This window comes from Sphingobacterium sp. InxBP1, from assembly GCF_026191775.1.
GTDB lineage: Bacteria > Bacteroidota > Bacteroidia > Sphingobacteriales > Sphingobacteriaceae > Sphingobacterium > Sphingobacterium thalpophilum.
In genome coordinates this window covers 588,235-599,802 of record NZ_JAINDX010000049.1, presented here as the reverse complement: position 1 = coordinate 599,802, position 11,568 = coordinate 588,235, and the positions used below count along the sequence as shown (strand labels likewise).

Annotated in this window: 9 protein-coding genes; 2 read left to right on the top strand and 7 right to left on the bottom strand. The window is 43.3% G+C overall.

All coding sequences use genetic code 11. The features are described from left to right. Nucleotides 1-16: 16 nt before the first annotated feature. The 4 genes from K7A41_RS22390 to K7A41_RS22375 form a co-directional block, all read right to left on the bottom strand. Nucleotides 17-1,960 (bottom strand): glycoside hydrolase family 97 protein, encoded by a 1,944-nt coding sequence (locus K7A41_RS22390; protein ID WP_265715652.1) that lies wholly within the window; start codon nt 1,958-1,960, stop codon nt 17-19. An 88-nt stretch (nt 1,961-2,048) separates the two neighbouring features. Next, entirely contained in the window at nt 2,049-4,010 is a 1,962-nt protein-coding gene (locus K7A41_RS22385; RefSeq protein ID WP_265715651.1) for an alpha-L-arabinofuranosidase C-terminal domain-containing protein, read from the bottom strand. 92 nt (nt 4,011-4,102) lie between these two features. Continuing rightward, nucleotides 4,103-5,647 (bottom strand): alpha-N-arabinofuranosidase, encoded by a 1,545-nt coding sequence (locus K7A41_RS22380; protein ID WP_265715650.1) that lies wholly within the window; start codon nt 5,645-5,647, stop codon nt 4,103-4,105. A 382-nt stretch (nt 5,648-6,029) separates the two neighbouring features. Further along, nucleotides 6,030-6,683: a response regulator transcription factor gene (locus tag K7A41_RS22375; protein ID WP_028068659.1), complete on the bottom strand. Its 654-nt coding sequence runs from the start codon at nt 6,681-6,683 to the stop codon at nt 6,030-6,032. Nucleotides 6,684-6,986: 303 nt separating this feature from the next. On the opposite strand from K7A41_RS22375, the gene K7A41_RS22370 reads away from it, so the two are divergent. Both K7A41_RS22370 and K7A41_RS22365 read left to right on the top strand, forming a co-directional pair. Continuing rightward, entirely contained in the window at nt 6,987-7,283 is a 297-nt protein-coding gene (locus K7A41_RS22370) for a hypothetical protein (protein ID WP_265715649.1), read from the top strand. A gap of 172 nt (nt 7,284-7,455) precedes the next feature. Further along, nucleotides 7,456-7,923 carry a PA2169 family four-helix-bundle protein gene (locus K7A41_RS22365; RefSeq protein ID WP_265715648.1) on the top strand — a complete coding sequence of 156 codons (468 nt, stop codon included), beginning with the start codon at nt 7,456-7,458 and terminating at the stop codon, nt 7,921-7,923. Between the two features lie 154 nt (nt 7,924-8,077). Here the strand turns inward: K7A41_RS22365 and K7A41_RS22360 are convergent, their stop codons facing one another. The 3 genes from K7A41_RS22360 to K7A41_RS22350 all read right to left on the bottom strand — a co-directional run bounded on the left by K7A41_RS22360 (nt 8,078) and on the right by K7A41_RS22350 (nt 11,536). Further along, nucleotides 8,078-8,584, bottom strand: coding sequence for a pyridoxamine 5'-phosphate oxidase family protein (locus K7A41_RS22360; protein ID WP_037532209.1), 507 nt, complete (start codon nt 8,582-8,584; stop codon nt 8,078-8,080). A gap of 107 nt (nt 8,585-8,691) precedes the next feature. Then, entirely contained in the window at nt 8,692-8,865 is a 174-nt protein-coding gene (locus K7A41_RS22355) for a hypothetical protein (protein WP_162835067.1), read from the bottom strand. Nucleotides 8,866-9,355: 490 nt separating this feature from the next. Next, nucleotides 9,356-11,536, bottom strand: a complete 2,181-nt coding sequence (locus K7A41_RS22350; RefSeq protein ID WP_265715647.1) for an ATP-binding protein — start codon at nt 11,534-11,536, stop codon at nt 9,356-9,358. Nucleotides 11,537-11,568: the final 32 nt, after the last annotated feature.

The window sequence follows — 11,568 nt, the reverse complement described above, 5'->3', positions numbered from 1 at the left end:
GACAAATAACAAACGACTAATTTCCATACAATACAACGCCGCCATGGGGTTGCAATATTAATTTGAGTTTATTTTCCTTTCTTAATTTTATGGAGCTTTGTATGGAGTTACGTGCTCCGTCGTCATTGATAAGTTGTACCGACTGCCCCGAGAGCATGGATAGCTGCAATTCAATTTCTTTTGGTTTTGTTTCTGCATTTATTCCCGCAATATACCAGGTATCTTGTTTCCGTCTGGCTAAAACAACATATTTACCAGGATAACCATCCAAAAATACCGTTTCATCCCATGTTGTCGGCACCTGTTTTAGAAAATCAATAACGTATTTAGGCATATCCTTCAGGTTATTCGGTGTCAAACCAAAGTTCTGCACAGGGCTTTGGAACAAGACCGATGTTGCGAGCTGAAATGATTCCGTTGTCTTGCGGGTCGTACCTTCGTTGTTTCCTCGGCTATGTCTTCTATTAAGCAGTACAGGACCAAAGTCCATTGCTGCTACAGCATTGCGGATAAAAGGATGCAAACAGGCATTGAAAGCCTCAGTATCATTGGCATGCTGCGTAAAGATCAAATTTTCAGAAGCCAATACCGCCTCACTACCCACAAAGTTAGGGTACATACGTTCCCATCCTCTTGGAAGCGTACAGCCATGAAAGATGACGGTAATACCGTGGTCATTGGCATCCGATAAGATATCCTCATACAATTTCAATGTTTCCTGCTTGTCGCCGCCAAAAAAATCCACCTTGATACCTTTTATACCAATCGATTGCATCCAAGCCATTTCTTTCTTGCGGGCAATACTATTGTTCATCTTATTTTTTGGTGTCTGTGGGGCATCATTCCAGTACCCATTCGAATTGTACCAGAGACAAAGCCCAACCCCTTTACCGCGACCATAGGTAGCCAGCTCTTCGATTTTGGCATGACCGATCCGTGTATCCCACCAATTATCTATCAAAACATACTCATACCCCATCGCTGCAGAAAGATCGATAAAAGTTTTCTGATCCTCAAAATTGATGCTTTCATCCTGCCATTCCAGCCAGCTCCACGTAGCCCGGCCAAAAGTATAGGCCTTACTTGCCTCGTATTGTGGCTCTACCACGTCAAAAGGCACGGTAGTTTCTACAATAGGTTTTAAACTCTTGCCCACAGTCAGGGTTCGCCATGGAGTGTGAGCGGGCAATGCCACCGTCGGCTCGCTGTCGCCGATGCCATTGTTTTCACCTTTTTCAGGAAAAGCAATCTGATATAGCCCCGCTCTACACTCCCCAAGTTTTGAAGCGCAGTAGCCGCTATTGGCTCCGGTTTCCGAGAGTAAAACCCAGCCCCTGTTGCCTATGCGAAAGAGCGCTGGAAACGTATAACCCAGTCCATATTTCGAGCGTACATCCATGGTCTGATCAGGAACATACTCTTCCTCATAACTCGGCTTTGTCTTCTTCCAGCCGATCATGGGCGAAGCCTGCGGTGTCAAGAAGGTCGTCGTCAGCCCGGGAAACTTAAAACCGCTCAGCTCCTCTTTGATCTTCAGATTGGCAGGTTCGCCTACCTGTGGAATGCCATAGCGAAAAGCGATATCATTATTGCTAACACGAAACGTTACAACAAGTCGTTGTTTTATGTCATTTTCAAACGTACACTGCAATTCATTGGCTTGATAGTGCACTTGACGGCGCTTGATTTTTGGTTCTTCATACTTTTTATCTAGCGCTTGCCTGTGCGAATCGACCATTTGAAGATGATCGCTCAGATGCACATCCTCCCCCCGCAGTCCTAAGGGTGACTTCTCCAGCATTTCCTGTCCTTCCAGATTAACACGGTAATAAAGCTTACCATTATCCAGCCAAAGATATACCTCCAGTCTCCCGTCGGGACCGGCGACTTTAAGTTTCTGAGCTCGCAAACCGAAAAATAAAATCAGTAGCAACCCCGTGATAACCATTCGTTTCTTCATAACCAAAAACCGCTTTATAAATTCATAAAACTACGCCGTTCTACGCTTACAACTTTGTTAAAATTCATAGACAACTCTTAAACGAGTACTATTTCGCCGGAAGTTTAATTACCGTCAACGAATAGGGAGCGAAACTTTCCGTAAGCTTTTTGCTTTTCCGGATGATCGATTCCTGCTTAGGCTGTATACGCAAAGGATCTTCGATGCTGTTGCTGTTATTTAGATCGTGGCTCGATAACGTAACTTTCTGGCCACGATCTGCGATCTTCTTGTTTGAAGTGATGGACAGACTAACCTGCATAGGCTTGCTATTATAATTGACCACTTTAACGATCAGCTCGCCAGCGTTTTTATCATATACCGCCGAGGCATATAGGCTGTCTCTCCCAGCCACTGGCTGCCCATCCCGCCTGACGGGAATAATATCTGATCCCTTATTGGTAGAATATAATTTCTGTACCTGATAACTTGGAGTCCCATACGACTGTAAATTATCTACCCAAATCAGATCAGGAGACCACTGCCACCCGTCCACATGGCCAAATAGTGGTGCATAAGAGGCCATCTGTACCACATCAGCATTCCGTTCGAGCCCTGTCATAAACGCAGCCTCAGACAAAGCAGCTTCCCAGGTGCTTCTTCCAGGACCATTGGGCCGTGTCGTATGGGAAGCATACTCGCCAGCAAAGATTTTTGGGCCTTTACGGTCATAATTATCGTAGCGGCTCGCGCTGGACAGAAACCAAGATGGTGGTCGATAATAATGCTCATCAATGATATCGATCTGCATTGCTCTCAGCTTATCGTTGAGAAAATCAAAACGATCCCCTTCCGGATCGGTACCTGAACTGGCAATAATCTCGATCTCCGGATGCTTTGCATTCAATGCTTTTTTGAATACTTCGAGTCGTTCGATGTACTGCGGCCCCCAGTTTTCGTTTCCTACACCGATCATTTTCATGTGGAACGGTTCAGGATGCCCCATAGTCGCGCGTAGCTTACCCCATTTGGTTTCTACAGAACCATTAGCAAATTCGATAAGGTCGAGGGCGTCCTGTACATATTCGTCCAGCTGATCCAGAGGTGCCAGTTCAGCCGTATTAAACTGGCAGGCCATACCACAGTTAAGAATCGGCACCGGAGCAGCACCTATGTCTTCCGCCAGAAGGAAATATTCATAAAATCCAAGGCCAAAGGTTTGGTAATAATCAGGGGTGAGCCGATGTTTAAATTCCGTATTCCATCGGTTGATGATCAGTTCACGTTCACCTATAGGCCCAACAGTCTTTTTCCACTGAAAGCGGTTGGCCAGGTCCCTGCCCTCCACAATACAACCACCCGGAAAACGGATAAATCCAGGCTTCATGTCAGCGAGGAGCTGCACCATGTCCTTGCGGAGTCCTTTTGGCCGCCGTTTCCACGTATTTACTGGAAACAGCGAAAGCATATCGACATCCAGTGTACCCGCACCGGTAAACCAAATTCGCAATTTACCCTTAGCTGTGGTACTGCTGACAGCAAATTTGACAGCAGACTCAGTCCATGCCCCGCTCGACCGCAATGGCATTGTAGCCGTACCGATTACCTTATCCTGTTCATTCAGAACCTCGAGCATAATGTTCATATCTCCGGCCTCGCTTCGGTATTGCAGCGAAAACTCATATTCCTCGCCAGCCTTGACGCCCATTCCTCTAAATCCTTCATTTTCTAGGCCGAGTTTCAAATTTGACACATTGTTTAGTCGCAGATAACGTTTATTTCCTTTACGTTGGTTATCATTGAGCAGAAGATAGGTACCCTCGGGGCCGTTTTCCAGTTTCTTCCACCCCATCCAGGGCTGATCGAATTCAAAAGAACGATTTTTGACTAGCTCAGCATAGATCCCTCCATCTGCTCCCAGATTAATATCTTCAAAAAATATCCCCCACATATGTGGCGAAACCGCACCTGCGGGCCGATCCAATTGCACCGTTAATTCAATTGGTGACTGGGCTATTGCAGCAGTACCCATGCTCATGAACAATAGCATTGTTGACACAACTTTTTTCATTGCTATAATTAGATTTTTGGGACGATGAAGCCTCTGACTCCGGCATGACAACAATCATACGATAATCAGCTGACTTCACCTCCTCTTTAAGTTCATATAAGTTCCAATACGATCACAGAAAATGCTGGAATTTCAACCTCCACAACACCGTTTAGTAATTTCGCTCCCTTAAAGTTAACAGGAGCAATTTTTGCTGGCTGTTTGAAAGAGTTATAATCCTTGAGGTCGTCAGAGGTGAGCAGCCGGCCCGTAACCTTTGATGCTTTTACTGCTCCGAGATCTATCTGTATCTTATTCTTATTTTTAGGGTCTATGTTTACCAGCGAGATATGCGTCCGGCCTTGACTGTCCTGTGATGCCGAGACAGAAACCGCCGGAAGTTTCTCGTTATTGAAGTGGTAATCTACTGATTGCAGCGCGACAGGGATCAACTTGGCATCTTGATGCACTTTATACATTTCCATAACATGGTAGGTCGGTGTCAGGATCATTTTCTTACCTTCTGTTAAGATAACGGCTTGCAGCACATTGACCGCCTGCGCCAGATTCGCCATTTTCACTCTCCGTGCGTGATTATTGAAGATATTTAAGGTCATCCCCGCAATCATGGCATCGCGCATTGTGTTCTGCTGATACAAAAATCCGGGGTTAGTACCTGGTTCGACGTCGTACCAGCCACCCCATTCGTCCACAATCAAATCGACCTTCCCTTTGGGGTCATATTTGTCCATGATGGCAATATTCTTTTCCACCAGTTCATTCATAAACCAGGCCGACTTCATCGTTTTGAAATATTCTTCTTCTGAAAATTGTGTAGCTGAACCTTTTTTGTCCCAGTTGATCACCGCATAGTGGTGCAGCCCCATACCTTTCATTAAGCTACTGGGGATCTTTTTCATTAAGGTCTCGGTCCAATTGTAATCAGCGCTATTCGCACCAGAGGCGATCCGATACAAGCCACTTCCGTTGGTCCAGTCTGACATAAACGTAGCGTATTTTCGGAAGATATCCGTGTAATAGTCTACAGTCATATTACCACCGCAACCCCAGGATTCATTTCCCACCCCCCAATATTTGACTTTCCACGGTTGATCCCGACCATTTTTACGCCTCCAGTCCGACATTGGGCTTTTCCCGGCATAGTTGACATATTGTACCCAATCGGCAAGTTCCTGTACTTCGCCACTCCCTACATTCCCGGCTAGGTAGGGCTCAGCGCCGAGTAACTCACACATATTCAGAAAATCGTGGGTTCCAAAAGAATTGTCTTCAGTGACACCACCCCACCAGTTGTTCACTATTGTGGGTCGTTGCGCCTTCGGACCAACTCCATCTTTCCAGTGGTATGTATCTGCAAAGCAGCCCCCTGGCCATCGTAAATTAGGAATCTCTAGGTTTTTCAGGGCCTCCACTACATCGGTTCGTACGCCATTGACATGCGGAATAGAATCATTTTTTTCACCGACGTAAAACCCATCATAAATACATCGGCCCAAATGTTCAGCAAAATGACCATAGATATGGCGACTGATAACCAAGTCCTGGGCAGGCGTCTCCAATTTTACACTATTTTGCCCATATAGCAATCCATTTAGCAGCATGAAAGCAGCTCCTAGTTGTAAGCTCAGTTTTTTCATAAAAATACTTAATTAGTTCCGGCTAAACTGACCTCCCGTCGTCAAACTGAGTTCTCCATCTCAACAATTCTCACACAAACCTCGAGTTTATAGCATACAGACACCTGTCGAAAAGCGACATCCTTGTGCCTTATACCTTTGACTCCTTTGTTTTCATTTTAGCTGAAGCTGGTTTATAATTTATAATTATCACTTTCAGAATACACATCATGGTACCCCTTCTGAATTTTAGGCTCTCACAAATAATTAGTGTCAAATATACATTTATTTTTCGAATATGAAAGAGATTTTTTCAATATTGAAAAAATAAAAATGTAAAATCACATCCTGAGAGGTGCAATAAAGGTGTTAGACTATACCGAAACTACTTGGACTTAAACAGTTACTGTAAAAGATTATTTTGAAAGGCAAAGCGAATCAGTCCAGCCGTATTTTTTGTATTGGTCTTCTCCAACAGATGCTGGCGGTGCCCTTCTACAGTGCGTTTGCTTAGAAATATTTTGTCTGCAATTTCAGCATTGGTATGACCGGCAGCGATCAGTTCGAGTACCATTAGCTCCCTTTCCGAGATATCATATTGCTGCAAGGTAATAGCCCGATTCGTTTCGGGCGTAAATGTTTTATAGCTTCTGACAAAATCTAGCGCGATAGCCGTAGTCAGATACTGCTTTCCAGCTGCGACCTGTGAGATACCAAACAAAAGCTCATCGTAATCGGCTCCTTTCGATAAATAACCATCGGCGCCAGCATTGAATGCCTCTACTACTTTTGCCTGCTCTTCGATCATCGAAAGAACTGCCACTTTCATTTCCGGATAAATATTTTTTAGAATCTTTGTCAGCGTAATCCCGTCCATCTCTTTCATACCGAGATCAGTTAAAATCAGATCAGGCCTCTGATGGTGTTCGAGATACAGTAAAGTCTCCTCTGCGCTACCAAGTTCCTGCACGACTTCGAAAGTCCCATTAGACTCCAGCAATAGACGCAGTCCATTGCGTACTACCTGATGATCATCAACCAATATAATTTCAGTCATCCCATTCCTCCATATGATGAATAAATATAACGCATATTTTTTAAAATTATTTTAACAAGCAACTACTTATTTTATCAAAAATTTAAAAGTTTAAACACACATATATAATAATGAATATAAATAAACTATAATTTAAACATTAAATCTTAATTCCAAAATAATACAACACACTTTATATTGCCATTAGGTTTTCCCCCTATAGCCCGGGCTGAGAGACAGATCAGGTAGAAATCTTTTAAAACAGGTATTCCTCCCAACCAACATTTACCGATCTAATATCGTTCTGTAATAAAAGTTAATTGTATGAAAACATTCGAGAACGAAACTGCTGGGCATCTAGGCATGCTCATCTTAGTAATAGCTGCAATACCCAATCCTGATCCAAGAGAACCCAGCCCTGATCTGACCGAACCCAGTGAAGGGTATTCCTCGGACAATGAGGACGAGCTAATTACCACGGAGGAGGATAGTGAAGCCCCCAATACAGACCTTTCGGGTATCAAAGACGACCGAACACATGACACCGAAAAAGCCCAGGCAGAACAAGCGGAAAAAGACGATACGGAAAAACCGGACCTTTCTGGGGAGATTAATGTATAGACAACAATTTTTTAGAGCATCTGCACGCCTTTGGCCTAAACGATTACCGTATATCTTCCGAAGGATGAGGAGACAAATACGTAACCAATCATAAAATACGGTAAACCGATCTTTTGCAAACGAAGCAATGATTGACGCTGTTTTCAAAGTAGACAAACATAAAAAGAATCATATGGAAAATAACATCAATAATCCCGAAATTATCAATGATATTATCAAAATCAATAACGACCGGATCGAAGGTTACAATCGGGCTATCGAATTGGCGCACAGTCATGGTCTGCACGAACTGGAGCCGACTTTTAGGCAGTATGCGGATCAATCGCAATCTTTTATCGCTGACCTGACTCCTTATGTAGAGCTAGAGGGAAAAGAACCTACCGACAGCACCATGTTGAGCGGAAAGCTATTCAGAGCATGGATGGGAATCAAGGTTTCTATTACTGGTAATGATAAGAAAAGTCTATTAGAAAGCTGCGAAAAGGGTGAAGATGCCTTTAAAGCCACCTATAAAAAGGTTTTGGAAGACGATGCAAGTGAACTTTCACCAAATGTCCAAAATGTGTTGACCATGCAATTAAATAAACAGCTGGAAGCCCACAACCATATTAAAATGCTAAGGGACAATGCATCTTTATAACATACCCTCCTGGCATAACGTCATTTCTTCATGACAACAATGAGGGCTTCCTATGGAAGCCCTTTTTCAGTGTTTGACCGCGTCTTATTACAAAAAAAGCCGGATCCCAACCGATCCAGCTCCTATAGCACACATAATTGCTACAACTTTTATCTTACAGGTTCAAATCGCCTTCTTTTCCGATATCATCCGTATTGCCCGTAATGGTCGCCTTGAGCATCTGAAAGAGATTAATGATCATATTTGAATTTGAGTCCCAATAATGAGCTTCTACCGGCGTTACCTGCAAAAGCCTAATATTCGGATCTTCTTTTCCTTTTTCAAACCAGCCTTCCATCATTTTGTTCCAATAACGGTCTATTCGTGCCTGATCTCTACTTAGTCTTCCTGTGCCATTTATACTTAAAAATGTATAATTTTTGGCATCAGCATAAAATAGGGAAATTTTCGGATCGTTTTCGATATTCCGGAAGGTTTCGCTTTCTGCCGAACATATGTACCATATACTTCCGTCATCATCCACTTCCTGTCTGCTCATCGGAACACCATGCGGGTAGTCCGACTCTTTGTTGAAAGAGCACAGTGTGCCAATGTCAATTTGGTCTACGATGGACCTGAGCTTCTCTAAAGCCTCTTTATTGCTTATATTTTTTTCTGCCATAACGTATTTTGTTATTAAACATTCAGAGAATCAGATTTTTAAAAGATTCCCTCTGACGATAAATTAATCCTATTGATTATTACTGTATGTCCTGTGCCGCTAAACAATTATTTTGATCCGCCAAATAATTTACTGACGATCCAGATGATCACAGCCACGACTACCACTACCAGGAGTATTCCCGACCATACACCGGCCTTAAAAATACTCTCAATCGCTGCACAACTCGAAACGAGCGCGAGCAAGCTCGACATGAGCACAAACGGAATTATTTTCTTCATATTATTTGTCTTTTATATCTATAAGACAAGATTCGGATCGGAAATGTTCTAACGGATGGCCGTTCCTGTATTTTATTGTCCCCTGTCAGCAGTTTTCCCTGCTTTTGCCGAATATATACGTCCCACCGACGGGTTTTGTGGCAGACCAAGGGTAACTTCATGGTATTTGTGAGCTGAAAACTACGGTTATACAGATTTTGACTTATTTGGGTACAGCATTTGATTTATCACTAACAAAACTAATTGCTCACATAGATTTAATAAATATGGAAACGATAGATCAAAAAGCACAAAAAATAGGTTTGGAAAAAGGCTATTATCTATTATTAATGGCCATTTTAGATCTTCCTGTCGAAAACGATGAAAATAAAAATGAGGATGAATAATTTAGGTTCTGCTTCTATTAAAAGCTAGTTTAACAGCTTTTGCAGGATCAATTTCTTAATACAGGTAGCGGACAGTGGGCTACCTGTATTTCTTAGCTTGTCGGTTAGCCCTCAGCCACATTTAAGAATTCCACGCAAAATACCGTCCCGACATGAAGTTGACTTTCCACCGTAAGTGTTGCCCCTAGACGATCCGCAATACGTTTGACTATGGAAAGACCAATCCCCGAACCTTCAAATCCAGTACTGTTATCCAAGCGTTTAAATATGTCAAAAATATGCTTCCGGTCGTCTCCCATACCAATACCGTTGTCTTTGATATAATAACATACGGAATGATCCTTTTTTCGGCTGTATACTTCCACACAGGGGCGATCTTTTTTTGCACTGTATTTTATTGCATTACCAATGAGGTTTAAAAATAGTTGATACAACAAGGTTCTTTCACCTTGGATCGGGTGAATCTCTCCCAGCTTAAAATCTAAATCAGCGACTTCGTATTGCTTTCTGCAGCTATCGACTATACCTAATATTTTGGCTCGTGGATCGATCAGTTCAATTTTAAAGTCCACATGCGTAGATTTTGTCAATTGATACACTTTGTCCAACATTTCGGAAATGAGCTCTGTTGCGTCCATGATATTCGTTGCCAATTTTTGCAACATCTCCATAGAAAGATCCCGTTTGATCTGCATCATTTGGGCGGCTAGTTTTATGGATGAGAGCGGGTTTTTGAGATCGTGAGTCAGGGTATAGCCGAAAGTATCCAAAGCATTGTTCGACCGGACAAGTTCCTTGTTCAGTTGTTCAATCTCTCCACCACGTTGGGCCATGGCCTGCTGCATAATCTGAACAATCTTTTCCATGAACGAAAGTTCAGCCTTTTTCCATTGCACAGACTTCCCCTTCATCAGTTGACGCCAAGCATCAAACGACTTGCGTGGTGATGGGAAACGATCTGTTTCGCTGTCTTCAGCATATATTTTTTCCGGCTTTCCTGCCCACACCTCTTCATACACGTGTTCCTTTCTGAATAAGTAAATATTCCAATTGTTACTTGGCAATATCGTGATGCGCACCACCCCCGGAAACATATTTTCGGTATTACTGTCGTTTACATGTTGATAAACCAGTTCGGAGCTACAAAACAGGTCACCATCTTGCTGATCAGCCAACCTATCAATCTCCTCCAGCATGGCATTGTTAGGGACCATACCAAGGGTATATTGTCCTCTGTCGTGTTTCATCATTAAACCGTCAGCGTGACAGAGCTCCAGAATCTGTGGGGCAAAGCGTTCAAATACGGCCAGTGAGTTGCTATCGACCAATAGCTGTGATTTAAGTTCTCGTTCCATCACCCCCATAACCGTTTGCTTGACCAAGTGATCTTTTTGAAATTCCGAAAGGTAAAAGTTCACCGCATATTTCGTCAACAAGAGACATAAATCCCGTTGTGCCAAATCTACATGGGCTGGCTCGCGGTTTTGACAGGTAACCAGTCCCCAAAGTTTTCCTTCCACGAGAATTGAAAAGCTGGCACTGGCCCGTACTCCTGCATTGCGCAAGTATTGCATATGTGCAGGCGATAGGGCGCGTATACTACAGCACGACAAATCCAGATCTTTCGCCTGAACTCCTTGTATCGGGATGGTCTTTTCTTCAGTATCGGTAACGTGACGGGCCAAAACCTTGCTGTATAGCGCTCTGGCCTGTGCCGGTATGTCAAACTCAGGATACCGGTATCCAAGCAATGACGACATATCCTCCGCTTTCGCTTCAGCGACAACACGACCGCTTTTGTCTTCCTCAAACTGGTACACCATCACCCGATCAAACCGAATAATTTGGCGGATCAGCTCTGCCAATGATAGCCAGACAGCAGCAGGTCGTTCTTCCAGGTAAGTCGCATAGTAAACCAGAGGGTGAGCGATAAGAGATTTAGGGTTGGAAGCCTCCAATTCCAAATACCATCTGTGATCATAAAGATAGAGACTAAGATCATACGTCTGGCCATGGATACGCACACGTTCAACAAATTGATGTCCTTTATCAGGCTTAGCCTGTTCGGTGATCCCGGCCAGATCCCATTTGACATCAACAGCTAACGCGCTCAGCACCTGGCTTATTTTCGTACCCAGTATCTCTGTTACCGAATACGGTAATATTGTTGTGACGTTCTGACTGTAGGCAATACAGCCCGTCTCATCGAAAACAAATAGAAAGCCAAAAAACTGGATTTTACCGCAAAGATGTATTTTTTCCTGATCACACTCCAATTGACGCATAAGTTTGGTTTTTAAGAAATAGAGAATTTTTC